Raw genomic sequence first — 26209 nt, forward strand, 5'->3', positions numbered from 1 at the left:
TACAGAGATCATCGAACAAGTGACTTGAGTGCATCGCAGTAAGGTGATGGAACCGTCGACGGAAACGGCGTCCGCTACGAGACGCCGTGAAATTCGAGAGCATCTTGTGCGCCAACGAAAGTTGCCGTAGAATCCGGCACTGGTCCAAGCACTGCAACTTCGACGACTGGACTTTCAAACGCACGTCAGCAATTCGCTGCTTTCGCTGCCAAAACTCCTCTGCTGTCCTCGCTTTACGCCCCCTTCTCGATTTCTCCGTTAGTCAGCCCGGCAAATGTTCGTCCGGATATCGTTCCTTTTTTCTCTGGCGACACGGAGCTAACCCATTGATTTTCATGTGAAAACAGCGAAATATTGCGAAATCGACTTCGTGCAGCCAACGGCTCGTTTTTCGCTCACGCCGAGTAGTCGGCGCAAGCGTCGGAACGAATGCGATGAAAAAATGCCCGTCTGTGCCGAAGTGCCAGAACGACCTTTGCGCTATTTATCAGGACCGATGCGCGTCACGCTCGGCTTGTTCGACGGCGTGATCCCAACTCTGGCATCCTTTCCGTAGACGTGCATTGATCTCGTTGACGTCAAAGAAGGACCAGTTGACGGCACTGTAGCGATCGTAACTCTGCCGCAAGAACTGACTCAGTTCGTGCAGTTTGAAGATCGCGGTGGGGACGCCAAGTTCGATCGCGCAAGCATCATGCGTGGCGATGGCGATCGCCTGCACTGGGCATTGCAAATCCGACAGAAGGGCAGAAAGAAAGTGAACGGCGGGTGCCGCACGCCAAAGAGGACATGGAAAGGTATGTGCTGCGCCTGACTCGCTCAGGACGACCATTTCGTTAGCCTTCTGCGAAGAGGAAATGATGCCAACCACCGGGATGTGCGTGATCACAAAGACACCGAAGCGAGTGACCGCTACGCAGTCCACGTCGACGCCCTGCCCCGAAAATCCTTTGCTCGTGAGCACGAGCAGGTCTTCATGCAAAGCGTAACGGTTGACCAGCAACGGGGCGAGAATCGCTCGCAGCTTCCGCGAAAACTCGGCGTAGTCACGCCGGCGCTTCTTGAGCGCGGGCTCCTTCTTATAATCTTTGGGATAACCGAGGTAAGCCTGGGTCGGAAAGAACGGGGTGATCTGCTCTTTAGCGCGTGCGGGAGTTTGTTTTGCCATCGATTGAAGCTCCGTTGTATCTGGCGAATCGTTCAGCCAGCTCTTGTCGTTGGGGTGCAACAAGAACAATCGTAGAGTCGATTGCGAGCATCGAGAGGTTGGAATGACGTGGAATTCGATAGGTCTTTCGTCGCAGCCAGGGAACGGTGCCGCGCGCGGCGCTCGATGAGCCCAAGTCGCAGCCCCATACTTTTTAATGTGCTAAGTGCGGACGGCGTCGTTTGGCGCGACCGCTTCGATATTGCGAGCGAGTTCGACTAGCCATGCGCCAACGGCAAAGGCGCCTATGTGCAGCACGCGCGTGTCAAGGGCAGGTTCGATCGAACTCCCGCATGGAATTGTGATGCTGACTTTGGTTCCCGCGAGCGGCTACTCATAACTGCGGTGCCCCGCGAGAAAAACGCATCCTATACCGGCGGGCAGATCGGCACGGACAACCATGTCGGCAGATCGCCCATTTGAAGCGCTGCCGTCGGATGGCTTTAACCGCTCGAGAAGAAGCCACATGTTGAAAAGCGATGCGTTTTCGTATCTCTTTTCGCCGATTCACAAATATCATGATATTTCCTAGCGAGCGGTGACGGACCGACGCACTCAATCATGTCTCTGAAAAGAGCCGACGCTGTCTTAACGGCAAACGGCGTAAAACGCACTTTCAAGAGCGAAGCTCGAGCCGCGCTGTCCGCCGGCTCGGCTCAGGAACCGAGGAATTAGCAAGGTTATTCTCGTTAGACGCGAGGGCCATGCGTTTGACACTCAGTGCGAGGTACCGGCTCAGCGAGGAAGCAAGTTGCAGCACGGGGTGGAGGTTGTCCCGATGGCAACCAGGCCGTGCAGGGCCTCTTGGCGAAAGGCTTATGAAAGACGTATAAGGAAAAGCTAGCAGAAAAACGCAGTCATTCTGCGATATGAGCGCTATCCGGATAGCGTTGGTCGCCGAGATGAGCAGGACAAGGGTATCCACGATTCGCATGCACAACATCGAAACCGTTGCGTCCGTCCAGTAGATAGTCGTCAAGACGACGCGCGAGGCGCAGCACGGAGTCGCTGCAGTTCAGCCCACATGCAATATTCGTTGTTCAGTGTAGCCGATTCCGACAAGCAATCTCCGCGCGACGGTTCTCCCCTCTGAGAGCGGGCGCGACAATATTGCAGACAGGCTGGAACGAAACCAACAAGGAAACGGCACCGTCATTAGGTTACAGGATCGTTCTACGCGCTGACTTACGCAGGGCAGAGCAGATCGAGAGAAAGAAGTGTGCCTTGGCGGGCTTTGTGAGAGCGGTGCAGTCCTTCGTGATCACTTGGACTTCTGCGGACGGAATGAGCGTCTCGCCCGCGTGAGCGCTCGCATGAGGACGGGATCGCCTACAGACGATGACCGTGCATACGGCCAGGCGCCGACCAACCTCGGTCGACGCTCTTCTCAGTAATCATGCGGCCGAGATCATTGTCGCTAGATTCATGTTAGCTCGGCCGATCGTCAAGCAGCGACAACTGCCCAGGCACCGGATTGTCACAGGACACGTTAGCAGGTTCGTTCATAGACGGGTCGTCATGAAACGCTCCGATTGGTCGCGGATTTGCGGCAGCGGAATCCCCCGGCGAAGCGTCTTGCGATGGTCCGCACCTTGCAAGGATGCGATAAAGCGCTTGCCTCGATATCTTTAAGTTCTTCGCGGCTTCAGATTTCACGCCGTTCGCAGCAGTGAGGGCGGCGATCACCTGTTCGGGCGTGATCGCCGGTCGCGATAGGCGCTCTGCCGTGGCAAACGTCGAGATATACGCCGTCGCCTTCCCTGCAAGACTATGTCCTGCGGCTTCGACTAACTGTTGCATGGCCCTTTGATGGAGTTCCGGGTCGGGCCGGTAGTCAGCCTTCTTGATGGGCGCCGGCACGCCGGTGATTTTCTCGTACATCCTTTGAAGGTACGCGTGGCGCAGCCCATGTACGGTGACGCCTAATCCGGCGCGGCTGATCCCCTCCTTTTGCAGAACATGATAGAAATGGCGATACCATTTTTTAAGCGACCACGGCTCGGGAATCATTGACCCGGTGCGTGGGTTGGCGAGCCTAGCTGCCCGGATGAGGACTTCGTACTGCCATTCCGCATCGATTGGCACAAGTCGGGGCCTGCCGCCCTTGGTGCCGTCAATAACATGGAGGTGGCCTGAGACGCGCAGACACTGCAGGGGACGTAGCAGCATGCTTTCCTGCGCGCGCAGCCCAAAGGTCGCCTGCAATTCGACCTGGATTGCGACCCAGCGGTCGCGTTCGCAAAGCCGCGAGATCACGTCGTTGACGTCGACGTTGGCCGCTTCCCACGATTTATCTTCCTGCGCCACATAGTAACGGCGATATCCGTCGGGGCGCTTGATGTAGTCATCGACGGTCCCCACGAGTTGATGCTTTTTCATCCACGCTGCAAGCGTGCGCCAGTAGGTGAGCTTGTTCTCAACCGTGCCTGGCGCTTGTTCCTTCTCGGTGACCCAAAGCTTAACCAGATAAGCGATATGCTTCTCCGAGAGGTTCCACGGCGACTGAAGCGCGAATCCGCCCTTTCGTAGTTCGCGAAAGCCGGCGATGAGATGTCGCACGCGGTACGTCTGGGTCTTGATGGAAATCGCGTTCGAGGTCACGCGGGTCTTGCTGTGTGCTTTGGATAGGTGGTGTTGAAAGAGTTCGGTGAGTTCTTTCGTGAGCCGCTGTGGCAGCCCGGCGTTGTCCAACAGTGTCGAAAAGTTGAGTTGGATTTTCACAGTTGTCGCATGAAAGGCGACGTTCTCACCTATCAGAAGAACGTCCCGGGGTGGTTGGAATACTGCACGTTTTGCTTTCCGGGATCTTAGAGATCAGATTTTCGATTCACCCGGCGCAGGGAAGCACTGCGGCCCGATGATCCTTGCGACGGACGAATCCGCAGCACGGCTACTTGACCGCAGGCACAAGCCTGTCGAGCCAAGCAATTCTTGTTGCGCATTTTGTTTTCGGCTGCGCGGGCCGACAGAAGGAGATGAAGAAATCCGCACCGAGGGTGCAAGTGATTTCCCGTCTCAAGAGCTTGTTCATCACGGTCGCCTCGATTTGGGACCGCGTGAGTCAGGCTTGGCGTCATTGCCGGAGACGAAACGGAAGGATTGACGTTCGCACTGTCCGTGCGACGTTGCTCTCAGTTCATGAGGTTTTGCATTTGGCCGAAAGGGCTAGCGCTCATGCGGTTCTTGTTGAACTCAGTTTCCGACATGACACGGCCAGCTCAATGGGCAGCGCCGCTGCCGTTCAGGAAGATTGCGCTCATCGAGCGCGAAGCTTGGTACGAATGGAGTGTGCTGCACTCGGGTCGATGCGTCGTTGACGCGATAGGTGATTAGGATACTAGGCCCTTCGGAGCGCGAGGTTTGACGAAAAGCTCGCGATTTCAATGCGCCTTTCGACATTTGTCCTTCAATGCCCATACAACGCAGCTCAGCGGCGCAATACGAGTCGAAATGTTGGGCTCTTCATCTTAACGATCGTCGGTCTCATGCTCACCGGTCTCATCGTGTGGGCCGAGTTCGCGCCCATGCCGATTGGTGCGCTTCTAGCGGCGCTCAAGCGTTACGGGGACATTCCTGTCAACGCCGGCTAACACCTGATCGGGTGATGGTCTTGACGATCCTGCTTGCGTTGGTCGAAGCGATTAGACGTACTGCACCGGGGCAGAATCGTACTGTCGCACGATGTCATCGTGCGTAAAGGCACGATTCCTTCCGATATCGCCTGAGCGACTAGCATCCGGTCAAACGGATCGCTGTGAATCGGCGGAAGCTGCAGCATCTCGAGGGCGTGATGAGCCTCGATCGAAAGCTCCTTGTATCCGGCGTCAAGAAGGTTCGTTCGGAAAATGCGGGCATCGAGTTGAAAATCGGGACGTCGGAGCGAGCGCTTGATGACGATCTCCCAGTTACTCTGGACACTGAAGTAAAGCGTGTTGCCGGGATCCTCTTTCAGGCTACGCGCTTGCTCGGACAGCGCAGGATCATCGCCCGTAGCCCAAATAAGCAGATGCGTGTCGAGAAGAAGCTTCACTTCGTCTTTCCCTCGAACCCCTCGAACATATCCGCAATCTCGTCCGCACCCATCGTATCGAAATCAGTAGGCACCTTCAGTTGCCCCTTCATGAATCCAATAGCCCGCGCGGTTTCTCCGCTTCTGTGTCTATCCTGACAACCTTGACCAACGGCTTGCCCGCTTTCGCGATAGCGAACGGCTGTCCGCCGTTCACCGTCTCCTCGATGAGCTTGGAGAGGTTGGTCTTTGCTTCGTGCATGTTGAACGTGCGCATTTGTCGCCGAATTAGACTTAGTTTAATGGGCTTAGTTTATGTGAGCGATAGCGAAATTGCAACGGTATTGCATTCCCGACCAGAGGCGGGCGACCATCGTTTTGGACGAGCCGACAGTCCTCGCGCGACAATTCTCCGTTCGCGGACGCGGCAGAAGGCCGAAGCTGACCACCGGAACTCACGACACGGTGGTTGTCGCCCGCTGCGCGCAGCAGGAAAAGGTACGACGCGCGCCTACAAGTAGCGCATATGCTGAGGAACGCGTTTGGTATGGCGCACCATCCATCGCGCTCGTCGCGACGTTGCACACCGCTAGCGGGTGCTTCCACGCCGCGAGCCTGTCCGCGGCTTCGCCTGATTGGGAGATCGTGAAGACCAGCGCCTCCGGATTCGGCACCGACTCACGATAGCGATATTCGCTCGCGACTCGAGCGGCGTCGGATCTTCGCGATCGATTCGAGCCAGTGCTTCGTCGTCACGCCTAAGTAAAGCTCGTGCCGTATGCAAGAATCAGGACGTTGTCGACGTTCATGTGCCAAAGATTCGTGTGATGAGGAGCTTCTGCAACGAACAGCTATCGCCCGGAGGATCACCGGCACCGCGACGAGAAAAAGCCAGAGCAGAGAACAATTGAATCGCTTTGGCCCGTCGCCGTTTCGGCAATTCGTCATCGCGGGCACCACGTTCATCGTCGCCTGCGCCCGTGAACGGGCCATAAAGAGTCCGGGCAGAATAATGCGTTTTGCGCGGCGCTAGGCCTCATGCCGTAAAGACGACAGTGGTTGAGCGGTTGAGCGGTTGAGCGGTTGAGCGGTTGAGCGGTTGAGCGGTTGAGCGGTTGAGCGGTTGAGCGGTTGAGCAAAGCGAACAGAATAAGGGCGCAAAAAAGCCGCAGCCTCCTGATGATCATGCGCAGATTGTGGCCGGCGCCGCACAGGACGGCGTGAATCGCATCACCGAGTGCGCCTTTGAGCCAGTTCCGATCGAGTTTGCCGTCCGCCTTCATGTGACCGATGGCAGGCTCGATCGCGCTTCGCCGTCGGATCATCGCACGCAGCCCGCGCGTGATACCGCGCCGCAATCCCGGCTGGTAGATCTTCACACCTTCCATGGCAACTCTCTTGTCGCCGCGATCGACGATGGCGACTTCCGGCTTCACATCGCTCAAGATCGCCGTTTGCTCGAACGCCTCAGGCAGCGTGTGACCGTCGTATGGGTTGTCCGGCATCGAGCGGGCACCTACCACGAGCCCCTCTTTGTGGGTCGTCGTGATCGACACTTTGACACCGAACTCGTACGGCGTGCGAGCCTTGCACCTTCGCCAAACACTCGACTTCCGGCGCATGCAGCGCGTACAGCTTGTTCTTGTCCTTCTGCCTTTGCGACAAGATTCGCTTGGTGCGCCCGATCAACTCGTGCAGCGCGCTGTGCCCCGTGTCGTCGACTGAATCGAGCTGACGCTCGACGTCACGCATGACTCGGCCTGAGGTCAGTCGGAACCCGTGGACGCCAACGGGTTAAGCAGCGATCTTGTCAAGTAGAAACGCTGCGTGAAGGCGGCGGGAGACAGATAGTCAAGCCGCGCTTGTATCCGCTGCCGGTTATAAAAGACCTCGATATATTCCGAGATCTCTTGCTGCGCCTGCTGCCGAGTGGCGAACCGCCGACGTGTAGACCGCTTTCGGGATTCGATTCATCCATGCCTCCGTTCCTCTATTTTACGAAACGTTGGCATCCACTTTTTTCAGCCGGCCTCACCCTGGAAGCGCTCATAGAGGTAGGCCACCAGCGCGAAGTTCCGTCGAATGGGTTTATCTCGAAGAGTCAGCGGGCCGTGCGGGCTGACGGAGCGTACCGGGCGGCGATGATCCCGAAATCACCCTCGACCAATAGGGTCCCTCAGGGTCGCAACTCCGAATTCCTTGGAAACAGGCCGGCGCAAGCGAGCGGCCCATGCTTCAGCTCGCCCGCCGGATACGCCTCGGCCCAGGTGTACGAAATTTCCTTCAGCTTCAGCGCGCCTGCGGATAGTGCAGGCAGCGGGCGAGGAACAGCACACGCTCCTTTCGCGCGGGCCCCTCCGACCAAGCGATGATCTGCGGCTCGAGCGTGAGCACGCTGTTCAACGCCGCCGGCACGTGACGCGGTGGCGTGACAACGCGGCTTCCTGCTTCGCATTCGGGTGACCGCGCAGCTTGGCGAGCGTCACTGCGAGCCCGAACAGGCCGACGAGCTGCGTTGTGAACGCCTTAGTCGATGCCGTATGCGGCTGATCCTAGTACATCACGGCGATCGCGTACGGGCCGTGCAGATGCTTAACGGCATCGCGCACGGTCTTGAAACAGATCGCAGCGATACATGCTGTGAATCTGATGCGCGCTGACTTCGGTATCGGTCCGCGAGAGGACCTCGTAGCCCTTGGCCTTCAGCATCACGGGCGCCACCACGTCGCGCGACAGGATCGAGCACGCGTTGCCGGTGACGGGCGTGCTGTGCGTCGCCCAACGTGTGCGCGATGCCCAATGAGGCCCGAATCGCGCACTTGCGCGTCGAGATCGGACACGCACGCGACGCAGGTCGCCGTGGCTCAGAACGGCCACGCCGCACGAGTCGAGCTGCGATCTCGAGGTGGCGCAATCCCCCGACCAGCATCGGGACGATGTTACGTCGCGCTAGTGCACCGACACTTCCGCATATGGCCCTTTATCCTTTGAGTCCGCATTTCCCAAAAGCTTCTTTGACATCCGATTGCCGTCGGGCCGAGCACCTTAATGCTCCTAACCCGCACGAAGCGCGTGACGCGGGCGCGGCGGTCGGCGACGTCGATGGCGAACCTGCCGTCGAGATTGATCGGGCGATACGGTTCTAGCAGTGCTTCGGGTCGCGATGCGGATTGCTTCTGCGCGGCGGCATCGAGCGCGTCACCGCGCACGAGGCCCGTCGTCGCAGTGCCGCGATCGAGCAAGGCGGCGGCTAACCGCGCGGCCAACGAAGCCGTTGGCGCATGCGTACCGACGGCACTCTGCGGGTGCGCATGCTCCGGCCACAGTCCCCCGGACGGAAGCCGCCGAGCAATTTAAGCACGTCGGTTCTAGTCAGTATTAAGCAGCCGCTCACGTCGAGCTCCTTCAGGATACTCGACTTGCCGATGACGTAGCGCATTTTATAGCGCACGAGACGGCCCGCGAACGGCTTGGGAAGCGCGCGGCAAAAAGTCGCGCATGAAAAGATCGAGCCTTCGGACAGCTCCTGAAAAGGTGTTGCCTACCGGCCGTCCTCAGCGGCACATAAATGACCATCCTGCATCGGACGTTGCAAAAATTGATGAGCATCGAGAAAATTGCGTCGGAGACCAGCGAAGCGGTTTGCCGGATTGTCACGGATGACCTGCGACAGTCCTTTACAATGAGGGGTTTCCAGTATCAGGCTGCCTTCGGGCATGAGTCAAGGATCCAAATGACGCCCTTTCCCCTGTTCCTCTCGGTCGTCTTGCTCGTTCGTAATCAAAGCGCTCGCGTCGAATCGCTGGTGACCGAAGTCGCGACGGCGGTCGGCGGCCTTGTTAGCGATTACGAACTGATCATCATCGACAATGCGTCCGAGGACGACAGCGTGTCGATTTTGCGATGCATGACCTCCGAATCCGGGCAACCGAATCTTCAGGTCTATGCGCTCACCAAGGAAGTCGACGCGGACACCGCATTCTGGGTTGGGCTCGAAAATGCTCTCGGCGATTTTGTCGTTGTCCTTGATCCGCTGCTTGACGACATCGGTTTCGTGGAACCGATGCTGGAGAAGGCAACCGGCGGCATCGATATCGTATTGGCTGATAATCAGGCGCGCGCCGCGGAGAGTATGCCGTATCGCATAGCGCACCGCGCCTTCGACATGCTTTATCATTATTGCAGCGGCGTGAGATTCAGCAACGAGGTGCCGCAGTACCGGCTGGTCAGCAAGCGGGTGGTGAATTTCATCCTGCAGCATGCGCAGCCTACGATTACCTATCGACATTTGCCGCTCACGGGTGGGTTTTCCCGCTTCAAGCTGCGTTACAGTTCGCCGCCGAAGGAGGCGCGCGCCAAGCGTCTAAGCGAAAGCATTGACCGTGGTGTACGCCTGCTGGTATCAACGACGCGCGCGCCGATGCGTCTCGTCACTTCGCTCTGCATGTTCGGAGCGGGCGCCAATCTCATTTATTCCGTGTACGTCGTCATGATCGGTCTTTTCAAGCCGAACGTCGCGCCGGGATGGGTGAGCATGTCGCTGCAACAATCGGGCATGTTCTTTCTCATTTCGCTCGTCTTGCTAGTGCTCGCCGAATACATCTTGCACATGGCGAGCCTTTCCAACGAGGGGCCGCTCTACCACGTCGGGCAAGAGTTCACCAGCGCGCGTATGACCCGCCGCGAGAAACTCAACATTGAAGAAATTCAGACCGATACTCGGTCGGAGCGGATTCGCTGATGCCGACGAGCGTAAAGGCGTATGACGCCGTCGTGATCGGCGGCGGTTTCTACGGCGTGGTCATCGCGCGATATCTCGTGCGTCAACGTGGTTTCAAACGAGTTTGCCTGCTCGAACGCGAAGCGGCCCTGCTACAGCGCGCGTCGTACAACAATCAGGCGCGCGTGCACAACGGCTATCACTATCCGCGTAGTTTCACAACCGCTTATCGCAGCCGTATCAATCTGCCTCGTTTCGTGCGCGATTGGCCTGACGCCGTGGTTACCGATTTCGTGAAGCTGTACGCGATCGCGCGGCGCAACTCGAAGGTCACCGCGAGGCAATTCGAGCGGTTCTGTCGCGAAACCAGCGCGCAATTGGAACCGGCAGAAGCTTCGCACCGGGCGTTGTTCGAGCCGCGCCTGATCGAAGAAGTATTCGTCGTGCGCGAGTATGCGTTCGATTCCACCAAGCTCGCGGCGTGGGCCGCGCAGGAACTGTCGAAGGAGTCAATCGAAGTCCGTCTGAACACGCGAGCCGAAGAAATTACGAGATCGGCCGATAACGCGTTGCGGGTAACCACTCGTTCATCGGGACACGCTCTCGCCTTGCTGACCGCCCGCTACGTCTTCAACTGCACGTATAGCGGGCTCAATCAGTTTGGCGGCGACTTTCCCGGCACACGGACACAACTCAAGCAGGAAATAACGGAAATGGCACTGGTGAAGGCGCCGCCGGAGCTGGAAAAGGTTGGCATCACAGTCATGGATGGTCCATTCTTCTCGATGATGCCGTTTCCCTCGCGAGGGCTTCACACGCTGTCTCACGTGCGCTATACGCCTCACCTTTACTGGAGCGACGAACGGGGCATCGATCCTTACGCGCGCCTGGCGGCCTATCATCGCGAAACGCGCGTCGACCGCATGATCCGCGATGTCGGACGCTACATGCCTGCGGTTTTCGGCGCGAGGTACGTCGAGTCTTTGTTCGAGATCAAGACGGTGCTCACCAAGAATGACACCGACGACGGACGGCCGATCTTCTTCGAAAGGCACGTCGATCTGCCAGGATGCTTCTCCGTGCTTGGCGGCAAGATCGACAATATCTACGACGTGCTGGAGAAATTGGAGTCCGAACCGCTCATCGCCTTCGCCGATCTCACTCATTCGAATCAATCGAGATGATCAACGCACTTATCGGATATACCGGCTTCGTCGGAAACACACTGCTCAGGCAGGCCAAGTTCGAGTCGACATTCAGGTCGACTAACATCGGCGAAATCGACGATCAGTCCTTCGACACGGTAATCTGCGCCGGAGCGCCCGCGCAGAAATGGATCGCCAACCGCGAGCCAGAAGCCGATCTGCGCAACATCGACGCGCTCATCGATCACCTGAGCCGCGTCCAATGCAGGCACTTCACGCTCATCAGCACGGTCGATGTTTTCAAGAGCCCGCTCGACGTGGATGAAACCACGCCCGTCGACGAAACCGGGTTGCATGCCTATGGGCTGAATCGCAGGCGGCTGGAGAAGTTCGTGCAGTCGCATTTTCCCGATCATTTGATTGTGCGGCTACCCGGACTCGTTGGTCCTGGACTACGCAAGAACGTCATTTTCGATTTTCTTAACGACAACAACGTCGCGGCCATCGACAGCCGTGGCGTGTTTCAGTTCTATCCGATGATCAATCTCGCGTACGACGTCGCAACCGCTCGCAATGCCGGACTCAGCCTGATCCATCTGACCGCGGAGCCGATCAGCGTCGCCGACATCTCCGCACTCGGCTTTGGCAAGCCGTTCGCGCAAGACCTCGGCAAACCGCCGGCTCGGTACAACATGCGCACGCGCCACGCCGCACTCTTCGGGGGCTCCGGCGACTATCAGTACAGCGCGCGCGAAACCGTTCAGGCGGTTCGCGCGTACGCACAATCGGAGCCCGCCACAGTCAAGGCAGCCGAAGGAAGCGGATCATGAGAATCGCAGTTTCAAATATCGCGTGGGACGTGTCCGAGGACGAGACGGTCGCCGCCGTGCTCGCCCGCTATGGCGTCGACGCGATCGACTTCGCCCCTGGCAAGTATTTCCCGCGCCCCGCTTCCGCCACCACTGACGACATCGAACGCGTGAAAGGCTGGTGGAGTGAACGCGGAATTGAAATGACCGGAATGCAGTCTTTACTTTTCGGCACGACCGGGCTGAACGTTTTCGGTGATGCCGACAGTCAGCAAGCGTTGTTGGCTCATCTCGACGCAGTTTGCCGCATCGGCCACGGAACCGGCGCGAGGCGAATGGTATTCGGCTCGCCGAAAAACCGCGACCGCAGCGGCCTCGACGATCAGCAGGCGCTGGAAATTGCCGTGCGCTTCTTTCGTCGCCTCGGCGACATCGCTGCGGAGCGCGAGGTCGTCGTGTGCCTCGAGCCGAACCCGCCCCGCTACGGAGCAAACTTCATGACGACGAGTGCCGATACGTGGCAAGTCGTCGAACAGATTGCTCACCCGGCGATCAAAATGCAGCTCGATTCGGGCGCAATCGCAATCAACGGCGAAGATCCGTCGGAGGTGGTTCGCGCATATGCCGACGCCATCGGCCATGTGCACGCAAGCGAGCCGGATCTGATTCCGCTCGGCTCCGGCAACTGTGACCACGCGGCGACAGGTCGAGCGGTGAGGGCGTTCTTGCCTGGGCACGTTGTAACGGTAGAAATGGTGGCGACGAAAGACGAGCCGCATCCGGTATCGATTGAGCGTGCTGTGCAAGTCGCGGTCGCGCACTACGGAGACGCACGGGGTGGAGCGTCGGTACGATGAAGTGGATCATTCTCGCGCTGGGCATAGGTTCGAACGCGGCAGCAAGCGTGCTCGTGAAGCTTGCAATGCTGCCGCCGCGCAAATTCCCATCGCCCGCGGACCCGCTCGCCGCGCTGACGAACTGGCCGTTCTGGCTGGGACTCGCATTGTACGGAGCGGCCTTCCTGCTATATGCGGCAGCGTTGTCGAGACTGCCGCTCAACGTCGCTCACCCGGTGCTCACGTCGGGCGCGATTGCGACCGTGGCACTCAGTTCCGTGCTCATTTTTCGGGAGCCTTTTCATTGGACGACCGGAGCCGGCATCTTTTTCATCGTGACAGGCGTGGTTCTGTTGACAATCCGCGTAGCCTGAAGACAATCCATGAACTCAGCATCCAATTCGTCGCCAAGCGACCATCGTTCCGCCTGGCAGGTGCCCACCTTCAAAGCCCTTTTTTGGCTGGGCCGTGAGCATAAGGCGTCCGTCGTAATCCCAGTCATCAATGAGGGAGACCGGATCCGAAGTCTGCTCACGCGCATAAGCGCGCTGGGCATTCCTTCGATCGCGGACGTCATCATCGTCGACGGAGGAAGCAACGACGGATCGCTTGCGGAGGAGTTTCTCCGCAAGGTTGGCGTGCGCGGTTTGTTGCTGAAGACTGCGCCGGGAAAGCTGAGTGCACAGTTGCGTTGCGCCTATGCCTTTGTGCTGGACCAGGGCTACGAGCACATCGTGACCATCGATGGAAACGACAAGGACGACCCGGAACCGATCCCGCGTTTTATCGAGACACTAGATCTAGGTTACGACTTCGTGCAGGCGTCACGCTTTTTGCCTGGCGGCGTCGCGGAAAATACACCCTTGTCACGCGATCTAGCTATTCGTCTTCTCCACGCACCCATGCTAAGCCTCTTTTCAGGATTTTCCTGGACAGATACCACGCAGGGGTTCCGTGCCTATAGCCGCCGAATGCTCGCCGATCCGGAACTCAACATTTTCCGTGACGTCTTCGGTACCTATGAACTGCTTGTTTATCTATCGTACCGGGCGCCCAAGCTAGGCTATCGATGCATCGAATTGCCTACGGCGCGTCGCTATCCGAAGGGCGAGGTTCCAACGAAGATCAGCGCCGTAAGGGGGAATTTTTCTGTGTTGAAGGTACTGTTCAAAGCTTGCCTCGGAGCCTATGACGGTTAGCTGAAACGAAGCTGCCTTAAGCCCACTTGCTGATCGTCGGCCAAGACGTGCCCGCCGTCGCGATTCTAATCCTGTCCCGCGTCTACTGGAGGCTTGCGTCCTTGTTCAAGGATGCAGTGCTTCTCATTCCGAAGTCATGTGGTCAAGATTGCAGATTTGTGCAGTCTTTCAGGCCGCTTCAGGAGGGATCAGTTTACCGGCGTCGATGATGGCTTTCGCTCATGGACCTTCCCGCTTACGTCCGGCCCAACTGCGCCGGAAACTGGTGAGACCTCGATGCCTTCCTATTAAAGGCTTCCCGCTATGCACAGGGTCTCCGACCGCGCCGTATCAATACACAGCTGGCAATTGCCCTCGTGCGCTATGTTGACTTACGCTTCGCATAATAGCGTTGGTGGGTGAGAAGGACGCCACGGCGCGCGTCCGGCAACGCCTGCATGCGCGGATCCGAAACTCACCAACGAGCGAGCAGCGGCTTGAAGAAATCGGCGGAAACGTCGGCGCGTATTTGTGCAACGGCTCGTTCGAACAGGGCGGAGGTAACACGCGACGCAAGCGCGATCTCAGCGCACAATTACGCGGAAGCCTCCGGCGCGATATCGTGAAAACCACGGTCAGACTCGCGTAGCCTCCGAAGGCGGTGGCGTACTACCGTCTGGATCGCCGCTGCGAGAAAAAAGCGTAAAGAGGATGGCCATAACCGCCGGGATGATCGGATACAAATATCGGAAATCACACGCGATGGCCGTCGGAAGAAACGAGGCGAGAAAGACCCACATCGCGACGAGATAGACCGAGGTCACCAATCGGCTTGGACTCGCTACCCAATTCCTTTCGAGCACCAGAATGACCGTGACAATTGCCATGATCGCCACGTAAAACCAGTTCTGCCAAACTGGAAACGCAAACAACTTGTGTAACTTTGAGTAAAGTAACTGAGCGCGTTCGGAAGTTCCCGTGCGCAGATTGAGCTGCTTGACATATTCGGCCTCGCCCTCGACTCCAACGTGGATGGGAAGACATTTATTGATATCGTGCATATCCAGCAATGACATGAGGCTGCTCACCCGATGCCGCACGTAAGCCAGGGGATGCGCCCTGATACCGCCCAACCATACCGACGTCAGTGAATCGCTGCCTGCAGCATGCAGCAAATCAGACTTGAGCGTGGGGATATACAGAAAGTCGCCCCGGTCGGGTACGTAGCGTTCGCGGATCCGCTTGTCGTCGTCGGCCGTGAGGCCCGGAAAGGTAGCCATCGCGTCGGGCGTCGACATGCGTACGACCATGCCAGCAATATCGAATGTCTGCACGATCTCCGGAGCGGCAGACATGGCGCGTCCGTCGTTCCCGGCGATCGTTCGGTTGACCAGATGGCCGGTCACAGCCCAGGCAAAGACGAACAGCGCACCACTGACGACAAGCAGTTGTATCCGGCGCCTTCCTCGCCATGTCGACCAGACGATCGCAAACGGTGCGAGCATGAGAATCGGCGCCATGAATACGCCCTGCTGACGGATTAACGCGCCAATACCCAGTGTGATTGCGGCGAGCGCGACGAGTCCGAATCGAGCGGACGACGACTGCATGCGCTGAGCCGCGATGCAAATCGCGAAGGTCAGCACGGCCCACGAGCCGAAGAGAACATCCTTCCATACGATGCCGACGTACGCAAAGACCACTGGATTGATCAGAACAATTGAGCAGAATAGCGCTCGCGCTGCCGAGATCGCTGGCACGCTGCGGATGGCAATGATGAACGCGCCGTATGTGGCGCATGCATTGAGCGCCACGAACACTGATGAGGCAACCGTGCCGCCGCCCAGCCAAGCCAGTAGGGCAGACATGAAGGGAGGCTGCCAACTTACCGATCGGCCGATCGATGCCTCGTAGAGCTGCAAGACTGAGTCGTAGCTGAGTTGTCCGGGAGCATGCAATGCAATCGCCAGGACGGCCAGTAGCGCTGCAAGGAAGCACGGCATCGTGCGATATTCGATGATGGCGGAGCGCTTCATGGAGGCTTTATTTGGAAGAGTTGAGAAGCAGACTTGCGTAGTCCCGTGACGGCGCGAGTTCCGGAGTATCTTGAGGATTCCGACAGGCGCGCGATCAACATGACCTGCGATGAATAATCCGCTCACCTTGGTCCTTTCACGACCGACAGTCCATGCCGAATTTCGTCGTTCTCGAAATTTTCCAAGAGCGTGAAAACGCGGGAGGAAAGCGTACAGTTTGTTTGTTACCGTGTCAAATGAGCAGCATGCGCTGTCCCGAACGGTACCGAAAGCTATCGGGATCGAGAGTCGCGCGACGCTTCCCGCCGCATCTCGCCCGCTCGTCGTACTGCTACGTATGAAACGTCTCGGCGACTCAAATGTAGAAGCGATTTAGGATAGCTCTCAACACTTCCAGATAACTATAAATAGGAAAGCTCAAGGCTACGGACGTTCCGAGCGCGGCGAGCACGACCCGTCCGCTGCTCGTGCGATCGTCCGGCATATGCGCCGCGATCATTGGAAGTCCGAGCGCGACCAATGGTGCGAGTCCGAGAAAATAACGGCCTTGAACACCTTCGACGATACCTGTGCCTACCGGCGTCCAAAACATGTAAAGCGACCCGAAGATCATGCCGAGACACGAAAGACAGACGAGCACCAGGATGCAGCGGTTTTGCAGTGCGTACCGCTCCGCTTGTCTCACATCCAACGCTGGTATGACCACCGCCAGCAGCAAGGCAGGAATCGCAATTCGGTAGTATGCAAGATGCATATTCGTATCCAACCATCCAAGCACGCCGACGAAACTAATCCAATAAAAGGTGCCCCACGCTTGCAGCGTCGCCCAGGCGATACGCGGAATATCCAAAGGATGTGACAGCAAGAAGTGAATCTGACCCGAGATGGAACGAGGCGACGCCACCGGCGTCCACGCGACATGATTGAAAATCTCGACGAAGCCGAACGAAATCAGTGCCGTGGCAATGACCGAGACGAAACGACGCAGTAGTCCATAGTCGCTTCCGGCAGGGTCGAAGCAAAGCCCTGGCATGAACGCCAGCAGCACCTACGTAGGGCGGACGCGCGGTGATGCAAAGCGTCGCCAAGGCAGCGCCGATGACGAGCGCACGCGTTCGAACCGGCCGGTTCTCATGCATAAATTGGTCGACATAGGCAACCAGCAGGAAGCACGCCGGAATTAGCAGCACTTCATCGCTGACGGAACCAAACAACATCAGCGCGCACGGAAGCAATCCGACTGCGAAGATCGCAAGCGAGACGCGTCGGCCGATAGAGATCGCCCAAGCAGTGATCGCCACGCTAAACCAGCAAGTCTAACAAGCAAGCTTGTAGATTGGCACTACCGACAAACCGAATGCGCGCCCTACCCACATCACGATGGCCTGAGGGGTGTATGCATATGCCGGATAGATGGCCGAGCCCGGAAATTCTGCGTCCGCCAGGTGGTCGGTCCACTGCAGTCCGACTGCCTTCGCGCGCAACGGCGCGTCGTATTTCACGTCAGGCCGTGTCGCCATGGGGAACATCATGTTGGCGAGGTCGATCAGCGCGACACCCACCTCTCCGCCCGACGAGCCCGCGACGCGCTGAGCCAGGAATCGTCCGTTCGAAACTTGAAACGCCCGATAGACGTGAAAAATCGCATCGGGCGTTTGCAGATGTCGAGTGGTCGTGGCGAGAAAAAGTCTCGTCGGTAAGGCCAAACATACGTAGACAATCGCCAGGTTGTGCCGCACCGATCGAAAAAAACGTTCAAGGTACTCGGTCATGCAGAATGGCGCGAAGCTAGGCGGCTCGTGCGGATCGATGCAAATAAAGGGTTGCGAAACTCCCAGTTTCAATATGGAAGTGCGACACGTGTCGCCGTCGGCCGCGCGTTATGCGGCGAGTAGTAGATGGCAAAGCTCATTTTTGCCTTGTCACATCCTCTCGCAATTCTTCGCGACGATTCGGTTTGTGAGCGCTGGGCACAAGACGTGTACTTCCAGTTCTTCTGCGGCGAGGAGTATTTTCAGCCGCGCATGCCATGCGATCCGACCAACCTCGTGCGCTTTCGGGCAGGCGCTGGGCGAAGCCGGTGTCGAGGAGTTGCTCGCGACGACAATTGCCGCAGCTGTGCAAATGAAAGCGGCGAGGCCCGCTGAGTTCGAGCGCGTGATTGTCGATACGACGGTCCAACAGAAAGCGATTGCCTATCCGACTGACAGCCGTTTGCTGGAGGTTGCACGAGGCAAACTCGCGAGGCTCGCGCAACGCGCTGGATTGGCACTGAAACAAACATACGAGCGAGAGGGAAAGCAGTTGCGTCGCCGCGCCGGTGGCTATGCACATGCGAAACAGTTCAAGCGACTGCGCCGGGTGCTCAAGCGTCAGCGCACAATACTCGGACGATTGCTGCGTGACATCGAGAGAAACTTGTCGGGCGCCTCTACTGAGCAGCAGGCATCCTTGCGGATTTGGCTTGAGCGCGCCTGGCGTATCTGCCGCCAGCGTGCGAAGGATCAGCACAAGCTTTACGCGCTCCACGCGCCAGAAGTGGAGTGCATCTCGAAAGGTTCGCCAGCCCTATGAGTTTGGCGTAAAGGTTAGTCTCGCGATCACGGAGAAGCAAGGCCTTATCGTCGGTGCACGCTCGTTTGCAGGCAACCCTTATGACGGGCATACCCTGGCCGGACAACTTGAACAAACAACCATCTTGCTTCAGGATCTGCCGGGCGTGTCAAAGCCGAAGACCGTGCTGGCCGACCTCGGATTTCGTGGTGTTGATGCCGATATCGCGCCGGTGCAGTTGATTCATCGAGGTAAACACAAGACGCTAAGCAATACTCAGCGAAAGTGGCTAAAACGCCGCCAGGCGGTAGAACCGGTCATCGGACACGTGAAGCAAGACCATGGCATGCAGCGCTGTTGGCTAAAAGGGCAAACTGGGGACGCATTGCACGCCGTGTTGTGCGCGGCGGGTTATAACCTACGCTGGTTGTTGCGTGCCATTGTCCGTCTGGGGCTTGGACCCGTATTGTTTGTACTCGCGTGGCTGCGCTGCCCGCCTGACGTTTCTCGGCAACCGTTGCTCACGCCCCGCACAACTGCCTGAGCTTGGAACGTACAACGGCACCGGATCGACCGCCCGGAAACGCCTGCGAAGGAAATCGAATTTTGCAGCTCCGACTAAGTAGGATACTAAGTCCTTCCAACCGTAAAGATAGACGGAAAGCTCGCGATTTCGATGTGTCTCTTGGTCAGCGCCTTTCAGCTTGGCTACAGGTGGGGCAGCGACCAGGCGTACTTTGAATTGATCCTGCAGTCTTCGACGGAACGTCCCCGAACCGCACTTCCGAATCGACGCATTCGCCAAACGACAGCTTCGCGGCGTTCCAACCGCGCTGCGCGCAATGCGACCCGCACACGGACCATTAAAAACGGTGCCCGAGAGATGCGGAAGTAGGCCTCCGGATCCGGCACGGCTTCACCCCCAGATCAATGCCCCGAAACGAAGCCGGCTGGTACTGTGATACGGAGCCACTTCGCAGGCGAAGTCGACGAGATTAAACCAGTGTTGAAGCGAATTCGCAGCACGCGATTCAGTGCAAGGGGCGGGCGGCGGTTGCCGCGTTTCGGGTAATACGGCTCGACTACCGCGCAGAGTTCGATCCACGGCATAATTGTATTGTCGTGTCGAGAAAATCGCCGCGACGCCTGCTTTTGCGTCAGGCCTCGAATCCCCGACCTTGATCTACGGCCATCTCGAGCGTCTGCTGCTTCATCGTGTTTGGGCTATGTCGTTACCTACTCGTTCTAGAACGCTTGAGGCGCACAGTTGGTGGACTTGATCAGCGTTGCCCTAATCGAGCTTCCCGCGATGCGGCGAGGTCCTACCTCCGATGAGCTAAAATCGCTCCTTCATCCGACTCCGGCTACTCAGACACCGGCAACTCACTTTGAACCGCCCCGCACACCAAGGACCGAGTTCGTCCAGATCGTTGAAAATCGACGGGATAAGGTTCTTGTCGGCGTTCAGCGTGCTGATCTATCACATGCAGCCGCCAATCGTGGATCTGTTCCCGTCGCGCTGGGCTCAACTGGGAGCATGGGTTGAGGCTGTCTTCTGGCTTCTTTTCGCGGGACCGGCCGCGGTCATTGTGTTTTTTGTGATTTCCGGATATTGCATTCATCATGCTTATCACAAAGAGGCCGCCCTCAGACCAGTCAACTACTACGCCTCACGGTTCGTGCGAGTTGGTCTGCCACTTCTCGTTCTGTTACTCATCGTCGAGCCATTACCGGCAGGTCGAGCATACGTTGACACGGTCCTTTGGTCGCTTTACTGCGAATTAGCTTACTACGCGCTCTATCCGATTCTTCGTAGGCGTTTCCACCTTCTAGGTGAAATCATTTGCATCGGATCCTTCGCTTCTCTTGCAATGGTCGCCACGGCCCATCTTGGTGGTTTTATTGAATGCCGAAATTGCGTCTATCCAACCTATCGTCTTCCGGGTACTACGCTGCTCTATTCGGCCGGTTGGCTCATGGGTTGCATGATCGCTGAAATGCAGCTTGGCGGAGCGGCGGCCTCGAAGCCGCGTGACGACCAATCCTCGCTTACGCAGTGTATGGCTGGGGCTTTAGCCGCGGCCGCGAAGTTCTTCGAGGTCAGATTGATTCTCGCGCGGTTTTTTTTACTGATAGCGAGTTCGACGGTCATGCTTTTCATCGCTTCCAGCGCGGGCAAATTGCATGGAGTGCCCAATGTCCCGCCCGACGTCACATTGCCGATATTCCAGTTCGTAGCGACGATCTGGATTGCGGCGGAGTTGAGGCGGCCCTCATTCGGTCGCATATGGGCAACCCTGTCCGTATTGGGGCGCTGGTCGTTCAGTTTGTATCTTTGCCACAAGACTGCATTTCAGTTAATGACCGTCTTAGGAATCAGTGAGGGCTTGAGTTTTACATGGCTCATTCGGGTCTCGATGGCCTTGACTGTTAGCTATGCCTTTTATCGCGTTGTCGAACTACCCTCCCATCTGATTTCTCAGCGCTTGCGTCGACTCGGCACCGCAGCTCGTTGCGGCTGATCGATCGTGAACTTCCTGTTCATACCCCCGCCGCCAACGTCTGGTTCGGACCTAGCTTCGCGAGTCACGCGTTCATACGCTCGTTTATTGGCCCCTTGCGACGCCGCACCAATCGCGACAATGAACGATCAGAGTGCAAACCTCGGCAAGGTCGAACTCGATATTTCGCCAGGAATCCATCGTCAAGCGAACTTGACAAGGGTCCAGTCGGACGTAATAGCAACGCTGCCGTTGGATTGGACCACACAAGACAGATCGTTTAGGATAGAAGTTTTCGAACTGGCGTCAGGAATAGACTAATACCATCGGCATCGTCCTTTCAGAACAATCTCGCGACCGATATTCGGGTATGGGAATGGAACGTGAAAACCTTGAAAACAGTGTTTTTTTGCATTGACGACGTCGGCATGACTCGTGAAGTCGGACAATGGCTGTTGATTTCAATCAAAAGCGTCTTATCGAACACGTCACTTAGTCCACTAGTTTTGTATTGCGGCCAGAACACGAACGCGATGCAACGCCTGCGCAGCGCGGGGGCAACCGTTAAAGCATGTCGATCGCACTGGGCTACGCAAATCGAGCAAGGTCGCACGACGCGGGCGTTTCCGTTGCATATGGAAGGTGCTTTGATGCGGTACGATATTGCGCAGTTGGAGTGTAATGACGAATACGTCATGTACGCCGACTGTGACACCTACTTCTTCAGAGATCCCAATATGGATTTGGCATCGATTGAAATCGTCGGTGCATGCGTGACAAGTCGCACGAATGGCAAGCCGCATTTCAACTCGGGTGTCATTGTATTCAACACCGAAAATTATCTGAAAAGAAGCGAGGATCTATTCCGCTTCATTGAAACTACGTTGGGAAACTGGTTGCCTTCCTCCGTCGACGAAAAGATGTTCAATACGTATTTCGAGAACTCCATCGTGGAACTACCGGCGGCGGTCAACTGGCGCCCCTTCTTCGGTTTCAATGCCGATGTCGATGTCGTGCATTTCCATGGATTTCAACTCACGCATACGATCTTTATGCTGACGCGCGACTATCGCGGCTTCGAAAGATCGCTTCTGGATAGCGATTATCTGTTCGAGATGGCGATTCACCGTGCCAGCTCCCTGATCGCATCGGAATCCTATTTTTCCGACATGGAAAAGCGCGGTGCATTCGAAGGAACCGAAATAGCGCCGCTCATCGGACAAATGGCGCAACTCACCGACAGAAAGGCGCTGTGCCGAGCGCTCATGCTGGCCAACGCTCAATTGGGAAGGGCGAGCCGGGAAACGCTCCATCTGTCTCACCTGGCGGACTTACCGGGCTCGAATCCGGGCCGGACATCTTTTGCGCTTGGAAGCGTGCAGCACGCGGCACGCTTTCACATCCATCCATGCAAGAGCTTCGGCGCTGGGACGATGGTCATCAGCGATCCGTCAGGAACGCGCGGCTTTTCGCTGTTCGCAAACGAGGCGGTGGATTTTTCCCGTCGCGATTTCGACGATCGGATAGAAGTATCCTGGGCGGGCATTGGCATCGACTGTCACTTCCTGTTACTGCCCCACGGTGCAAGCGCAGATTTGCGTCTCGAACTGACGAGCTTGAGCCGAAGCACCGCGCAGGTATTCGCCTATTCCAATACCGATGCATGCACGGAGGTTGCGCCTCAATCGGTCGGAAAGACGAGCTGAATAAATCGGCGTTCCCGAGTGTCGGCGGCGATCAGCCCGCAGACGCTCGGATCCTGTTCTTGCGCACGAATTTGTCGAGAATGGGCGATTCGAAGAAGTGCCATGAAATCATCGCCAGCAAGATCGTGACGCCGAGAACCACGGGCATGGCGCGGCTTCCCGTCAGCCACGAAAAGCGCATCAAGGGATTGATCACGAGCAGGTGCCACAGATAGATGCCGTAGGAGATCGTCCCCATATATCTGAGCGGCGCACTGAATCGCATCGCGACAGCGCCCGAGTGAATGCAGGCGAAGAGTATCAACATTGTGCAACTCAGACCCAGCGCCGACCTGAAGAACATGAATGCGGGGAGCGTATTGGCGTAGCTCGGGTTCAAGGCCCACGCCAGAGCCGTTCCCGCCAACGTAACGGCTCCGATCAGATAGAATGCGCCGGTGATTCGAGTCTTTTTTCGCTCGAGCAGATCCGCGCCATGAGGCCCCCGCAGAAAGCGTGCCGCCGCAATGCCAAAGCCGAATTCGTCGAGCATGCCCGGCAGCTGCGTTCCGTAACAGAACAGAAGGAAGCTCCATTCGGCTGGCTTGCGTCGATGCTCCGAAACACAAACCAGCGCCATGCCCAGCTGATCGCCAACGACACGCCGATGATTACCAGAACGCGCGCGCACAAGCCACGGCGCAATGACTAGTGCACTGCATCATTGAATTGGCACCCCACGTGTGTTCAGATGCAGGTCATGGGCAAAATGAATCTGACCGAGACCGAACGCGAGCAACTGCTGTCGGCGGCGCGCAGCCGAACGGTGCGTGCGGCGGACGCACGACGCGCGAAGTTGATCTTGATGCTCGAGGACGGCCAAGCGCGCGACAGCATCATGCGCACACTGGGTTGCGACTCGCGCTTCATTGCGCGCTGGTCGGGGCGCTTTCTTAGCGAGCGACTGTCTGGCATGTATGCCCGGCATCCCGGGCGCGCTCCCAAGCAGCCGCCAGCCAGACTTGAGGCGCGGGTGCTCAACCGCACTCTCAAGCACAAACCCGCCGACGGCTCGACACACTGGAGCAGCTATAAGCTCGCGGCAGAACTTGGCGACGTGTCGGTCTCGACCGTGCAGCGCATCTGGCGCAAGCACGGGGTCAAGCCGCAGCGGATGGATCGGCACATGGTATCCAACGACCCGGACTTCGAGGCCAAGGCAGCCGACGTAATCGGGCTGTATTTGAACCCGCCGGCACATGCGGCGGTGTTCTGCGTCGACGAGAAGACTGCGATCCAGGCACTCGACCGCAAGGACCGGATGCTGCCGCTGTCGCCAGGGCGCGCCGAGAGTCACGGCTTCGAGTACAAGCGCAACGGCACACTCAGCTTGTTCGCGGCGTTCAATACTGCGACGGGCGAGGTGCTTGGCAAAACGGCGGCGCGCCACACCAGCGAACAGTTTGTGGCCTTCCTGACCGACGTCGTGGCCAGCCAGCCCAAACGCAGAGAAATCCATGTCATCTGTGACAACGTGAGCAGCCATAAGACGGAGCGGGTGGCCACCTTCCTCAACGCGCATCGCAACGTACGTCTGCACTTCACGCCGATCTACTCGTCGTGGCTCAACCAAGTGGAAAACTGGTTCTCGCGCATCCAGCGTGATGTGATCGCCCGTGGCATCTTCACTTCAGTAAAAGATCTGGATGGCAAACTCATGCGCTACATCCGCGAACACAACAGAAATCCGAAGCCGATCAAGTGGAAGTATGACGATCCTTCGCGCCGGATCCACCCGGTGCCAAATCAATGACGCGGTCGACTATTGAGATTTCCATAAAAGATGACAACCGATTCGATGCTGGTGCGTTGTATCTCTGAGGGATTGATTGGAGATGCATGCCATGGCAAAGAAGCCGATGGACGAGGCAACCAAGAAGCGCTTGCGGGCCGCCCGCATGCTTACGGCGGGCAAAGGTCCGGCAGAGGTAGCACTTGCCGTAGGGGTAGCCCGACAGACGGTGTACACATGGAAGCGATTGCTCGATGAAGGCGGAATCGATGCGTTGCGCGCGGTACCGGGACGAGGTCGTCCGGCTCGGCTCGATGCGTAGCAATTGGCGCAGTTGCGGCAGGCATTGCTACACAACCCCACCGAACACGGCTTTGGCACGGAGCTATGGACGCTCAAGCGCGTCGGTATGCTCATCAAGCGCATGTATGGCGTCGAGTTCGGACAAACGCAAATCTGGCGCATTCTTGGGACGCTCGGTTTCAGCGCACAGAAGCCTGAGCGGCGCGCAATCGAGCGTAACGAAGAAGCTGTGCGCCACTGGAAGCAGCACACCTGGCTCGCGCTTAAAAAAAAGCCAAGCGCGAAGGCCGACTGATCGTCTTTATCGACGAGACCGGCATCAGCGAACGCCCCACCCGGGTGCGTACTTGGGCACCGAAGGGGCAAACGCCGGTTATCCAGTTTCATTTCAACTGGAAGCATGTGTCCGCGATTGCGGGCCTCAGTCGCACGAACTATCTGTTTCGGTTGTACGAAGGCAGCGTAAAGAAGGAGCAGGTGATCGAGTTTCTCAAGGCGCTCAAAGCGCATCTGAGGCAGCCACTGTTGATCATCTGGGACGGTGCCAGGCCCCACCACGCGGCAATTGTCCAGCAATACCTGGACTCTCTCGAGGGCCATATTCAAATCACCTTTCTGCCGCCGTACTGCCCAGAACTCAATCCCGTCGAGTATCTGTGGGCATGGCTCAAACGTCACGCGATTGCCAATTTCTGCCCCGACAACCTCGACGAGTTGCAGACCGTCGCCCGCAACAAGCTGAAAAGCGCGCAGCACCGACCTTCAATCATTGCCGCGTGCTGGATTCAGGCAACCCTGTGGTGACGTCAAGAATTATGGAAAGGTCAATAGTATCAGCACGTAGAACTGCATCTCGGTCGCGACCGACCAATTGGCGCCGTTTATCGAGCCCGACAGGCTCGGAAAGAAGTGAATGAAAAAGAGATGCGATAGCCAATTCTTCCATGAATCGGCTTCGAAGAAAAGCTGCGGCTCCATGGAAATGACGAACAGCAGCGCCGTCAGGTAGTAAAGCGGAGCGATTCTGGCCAGTCGATGCCTGACGAAAATGCGGCGAAATCTTCCGGCCGATCCGGCATCGAGCAGCTTGAATGCCGACAAGCTGATGACGAATCCCGAGATCACAAAGAAAAGATCCACGCCCATCCAGCCGTAGCGAAGCCAGTGGGCGGGTCCATGCCCCGGATATCCGGGGCCACGGAAAAAGCTTGATGACGTGATAGACGACCACCAGAAGCGCCGCGATTCCGCGCAGGGCATCGATCATCGGAAACGAAAAGCGCGCGTCTCTCGACTCGCTTTCCGACACGCGCGCCGTAGCCTCTACTTGGCGCGTCTTGTCAGCGTCGTAAACCAGAGCGCTCATCGTTTAGTCTCTATCGAGCCGCTTTTTCAAAGTCGCGCATACACGCTGTACGCGAGAACCCAGTGTCGT

At 57.6% G+C, this 26209-nt stretch carries 17 protein-coding genes and 8 pseudogenes; 11 read left to right on the forward strand and 14 right to left on the reverse strand.

What is annotated here, in order from left to right; translation table 11 throughout:
• Window positions 1-487 precede the first annotated feature (487 nt).
• The 8 genes and pseudogenes from AC1Z32_RS24770 to AC1Z32_RS24805 form a co-directional block, all read right to left on the reverse strand.
• The gene (locus AC1Z32_RS24770; protein WP_483481396.1) at window positions 488-1168 is read right to left on the reverse strand and encodes a hypothetical protein; all 681 of its coding nucleotides are present in this window, start codon (window positions 1166-1168) and stop codon (window positions 488-490) included.
• 1467 nt (window positions 1169-2635) lie between these two features.
• Window positions 2636-3928, reverse strand: coding sequence for an integrase domain-containing protein (locus AC1Z32_RS24775; protein WP_483481397.1), 1293 nt, complete (start codon window positions 3926-3928; stop codon window positions 2636-2638).
• Between the two features lie 865 nt (window positions 3929-4793).
• A complete protein-coding gene (locus tag AC1Z32_RS24780; protein ID WP_483481398.1) occupies window positions 4794-5237 on the reverse strand; it encodes a type II toxin-antitoxin system VapC family toxin in 444 nt (147 codons plus the stop codon).
• A pseudogene (locus AC1Z32_RS24785) lies at window positions 5234-5493 on the reverse strand (type II toxin-antitoxin system Phd/YefM family antitoxin). The gene AC1Z32_RS24780 and the pseudogene AC1Z32_RS24785 overlap by 4 nt, the downstream one beginning before the upstream one ends.
• A 187-nt stretch (window positions 5494-5680) precedes the next feature.
• Window positions 5681-6019: pseudogene (locus tag AC1Z32_RS24790) on the reverse strand (SIS domain-containing protein); the annotation flags it as partial.
• Between the two features lie 315 nt (window positions 6020-6334).
• Window positions 6335-6977: pseudogene (locus AC1Z32_RS24795) on the reverse strand (transposase family protein); the annotation flags it as partial.
• Between the two features lie 5 nt (window positions 6978-6982).
• Window positions 6983-7159, reverse strand: a pseudogene (locus tag AC1Z32_RS24800) (IS3 family transposase); the annotation flags it as partial.
• 275 nt (window positions 7160-7434) lie between these two features.
• A pseudogene (locus tag AC1Z32_RS24805) lies at window positions 7435-7753 on the reverse strand (glutamine--fructose-6-phosphate transaminase (isomerizing)); the annotation flags it as partial.
• Between the two features lie 1031 nt (window positions 7754-8784).
• Between AC1Z32_RS24805 and AC1Z32_RS24810 the strand changes: the two are divergent.
• Genes AC1Z32_RS24810 through AC1Z32_RS24835 form a run of 6 tightly spaced genes read left to right on the forward strand, consistent with a single transcriptional unit; the run spans window position 8785 to window position 13925 of the window.
• Complete coding sequence (locus AC1Z32_RS24810) at window positions 8785-9957, forward strand: glycosyltransferase family 2 protein (protein ID WP_483481399.1); 1173 nt, start codon at window positions 8785-8787, stop codon at window positions 9955-9957.
• Window positions 9957-11120, forward strand: a complete 1164-nt coding sequence (locus tag AC1Z32_RS24815; protein ID WP_483481400.1) for an NAD(P)/FAD-dependent oxidoreductase — start codon at window positions 9957-9959, stop codon at window positions 11118-11120. Before AC1Z32_RS24810 ends, AC1Z32_RS24815 begins: the two co-directional genes overlap by 1 nt.
• Window positions 11117-11911, forward strand: coding sequence for an NAD-dependent epimerase/dehydratase family protein (locus AC1Z32_RS24820; RefSeq protein WP_483481401.1), 795 nt, complete (start codon window positions 11117-11119; stop codon window positions 11909-11911). The genes AC1Z32_RS24815 and AC1Z32_RS24820 overlap by 4 nt, the downstream gene beginning before the upstream one ends.
• Window positions 11908-12747: a sugar phosphate isomerase/epimerase family protein gene (locus AC1Z32_RS24825; protein ID WP_483481402.1), complete on the forward strand. Its 840-nt coding sequence runs from the start codon at window positions 11908-11910 to the stop codon at window positions 12745-12747. The genes AC1Z32_RS24820 and AC1Z32_RS24825 overlap by 4 nt, the downstream gene beginning before the upstream one ends.
• Entirely contained in the window at window positions 12744-13100 is a 357-nt protein-coding gene (locus AC1Z32_RS24830; protein ID WP_250440100.1) for a DMT family transporter, read from the forward strand. Before AC1Z32_RS24825 ends, AC1Z32_RS24830 begins: the two co-directional genes overlap by 4 nt.
• A gap of 9 nt (window positions 13101-13109) precedes the next feature.
• Entirely contained in the window at window positions 13110-13925 is an 816-nt protein-coding gene (locus tag AC1Z32_RS24835; RefSeq protein ID WP_483481403.1) for a glycosyltransferase family 2 protein, read from the forward strand.
• Window positions 13926-14539: 614 nt separating this feature from the next.
• Here AC1Z32_RS24835 and AC1Z32_RS24840 read toward each other — a convergent pair.
• The 3 genes from AC1Z32_RS24840 to AC1Z32_RS24850 form a co-directional block, all read right to left on the reverse strand.
• Entirely contained in the window at window positions 14540-15940 is a 1401-nt protein-coding gene (locus AC1Z32_RS24840; protein ID WP_483481404.1) for a hypothetical protein, read from the reverse strand.
• A gap of 355 nt (window positions 15941-16295) precedes the next feature.
• Entirely contained in the window at window positions 16296-16988 is a 693-nt protein-coding gene (locus AC1Z32_RS24845) for a DUF2142 domain-containing protein (protein WP_483481405.1), read from the reverse strand.
• 268 nt (window positions 16989-17256) lie between these two features.
• Window positions 17257-17712 carry a hypothetical protein gene (locus AC1Z32_RS24850; protein ID WP_483481406.1) on the reverse strand — a complete coding sequence of 152 codons (456 nt, stop codon included), beginning with the start codon at window positions 17710-17712 and terminating at the stop codon, window positions 17257-17259.
• Window positions 17713-17880: 168 nt separating this feature from the next.
• Between AC1Z32_RS24850 and AC1Z32_RS24855 the strand changes: the two are divergent.
• A pseudogene (locus AC1Z32_RS24855) lies at window positions 17881-19037 on the forward strand (IS5 family transposase); the annotation flags it as partial.
• A gap of 367 nt (window positions 19038-19404) precedes the next feature.
• Here the strand turns inward: AC1Z32_RS24855 and AC1Z32_RS24860 are convergent.
• Window positions 19405-19707, reverse strand: a pseudogene (locus AC1Z32_RS24860) (transposase); the annotation flags it as partial.
• A gap of 216 nt (window positions 19708-19923) precedes the next feature.
• Here AC1Z32_RS24860 and AC1Z32_RS24865 point away from each other — a divergent pair.
• Both AC1Z32_RS24865 and AC1Z32_RS24870 read left to right on the forward strand, forming a co-directional pair.
• A complete protein-coding gene (locus AC1Z32_RS24865) occupies window positions 19924-21015 on the forward strand; it encodes an acyltransferase family protein (protein WP_483481407.1) in 1092 nt (363 codons plus the stop codon).
• Between the two features lie 362 nt (window positions 21016-21377).
• Window positions 21378-22700, forward strand: a complete 1323-nt coding sequence (locus AC1Z32_RS24870) for a hypothetical protein (RefSeq protein WP_483481408.1) — start codon at window positions 21378-21380, stop codon at window positions 22698-22700.
• Window positions 22701-22731: 31 nt separating this feature from the next.
• Here AC1Z32_RS24870 and AC1Z32_RS24875 read toward each other — a convergent pair whose 3' ends face one another.
• Window positions 22732-23319 carry an acyltransferase family protein gene (locus AC1Z32_RS24875; protein WP_483481409.1) on the reverse strand — a complete coding sequence of 196 codons (588 nt, stop codon included), beginning with the start codon at window positions 23317-23319 and terminating at the stop codon, window positions 22732-22734.
• A 111-nt stretch (window positions 23320-23430) separates the two neighbouring features.
• On the opposite strand from AC1Z32_RS24875, the gene AC1Z32_RS24880 reads away from it, so the two are divergent.
• Both AC1Z32_RS24880 and AC1Z32_RS24885 read left to right on the forward strand, forming a co-directional pair.
• Window positions 23431-24492 (forward strand): IS630 family transposase, encoded by a 1062-nt coding sequence (locus tag AC1Z32_RS24880; RefSeq protein ID WP_483481410.1) that lies wholly within the window; start codon window positions 23431-23433, stop codon window positions 24490-24492.
• 91 nt (window positions 24493-24583) lie between these two features.
• Window positions 24584-25578 (forward strand): annotated as a pseudogene (locus tag AC1Z32_RS24885) (IS630 family transposase).
• A 9-nt stretch (window positions 25579-25587) separates the two neighbouring features.
• Here the strand turns inward: AC1Z32_RS24885 and AC1Z32_RS24890 are convergent.
• Window positions 25588-26034 carry an acyltransferase family protein gene (locus AC1Z32_RS24890; protein ID WP_483481411.1) on the reverse strand — a complete coding sequence of 149 codons (447 nt, stop codon included), beginning with the start codon at window positions 26032-26034 and terminating at the stop codon, window positions 25588-25590.
• Between the last annotated feature and the right edge of the window lie 175 nt (window positions 26035-26209).

Source organism: Caballeronia sp. 11_S32 (assembly GCF_056930355.1).

Coding starts and splice junctions, on each gene's coding strand:
- AC1Z32_RS24840 (WP_483481404.1), bottom strand. CDS start 15,940: ATGAAGCGCTCCGCCATCATCGAATATCGCACGATGCCGTGCTTCCTT.
- AC1Z32_RS24875 (WP_483481409.1), bottom strand. CDS start 23,319: ATGGCGCTGGTTTGTGTTTCGGAGCATCGACGCAAGCCAGCCGAATGG.
- AC1Z32_RS24835 (WP_483481403.1), top strand. CDS start 13,110: ATGAACTCAGCATCCAATTCGTCGCCAAGCGACCATCGTTCCGCCTGG.
- AC1Z32_RS24815 (WP_483481400.1), top strand. CDS start 9,957: ATGCCGACGAGCGTAAAGGCGTATGACGCCGTCGTGATCGGCGGCGGT.
- AC1Z32_RS24825 (WP_483481402.1), top strand. CDS start 11,908: ATGAGAATCGCAGTTTCAAATATCGCGTGGGACGTGTCCGAGGACGAG.
- AC1Z32_RS24850 (WP_483481406.1), bottom strand. CDS start 17,712: ATGACCGAGTACCTTGAACGTTTTTTTCGATCGGTGCGGCACAACCTG.
- AC1Z32_RS24830 (WP_250440100.1), top strand. CDS start 12,744: ATGAAGTGGATCATTCTCGCGCTGGGCATAGGTTCGAACGCGGCAGCA.
- AC1Z32_RS24810 (WP_483481399.1), top strand. CDS start 8,785: ATGACCATCCTGCATCGGACGTTGCAAAAATTGATGAGCATCGAGAAA.
- AC1Z32_RS24820 (WP_483481401.1), top strand. CDS start 11,117: ATGATCAACGCACTTATCGGATATACCGGCTTCGTCGGAAACACACTG.
- AC1Z32_RS24880 (WP_483481410.1), top strand. CDS start 23,431: ATGCAGGTCATGGGCAAAATGAATCTGACCGAGACCGAACGCGAGCAA.
- AC1Z32_RS24770 (WP_483481396.1), bottom strand. CDS start 1,168: ATGGCAAAACAAACTCCCGCACGCGCTAAAGAGCAGATCACCCCGTTC.
- AC1Z32_RS24890 (WP_483481411.1), bottom strand. CDS start 26,034: ATGCCCTGCGCGGAATCGCGGCGCTTCTGGTGGTCGTCTATCACGTCA.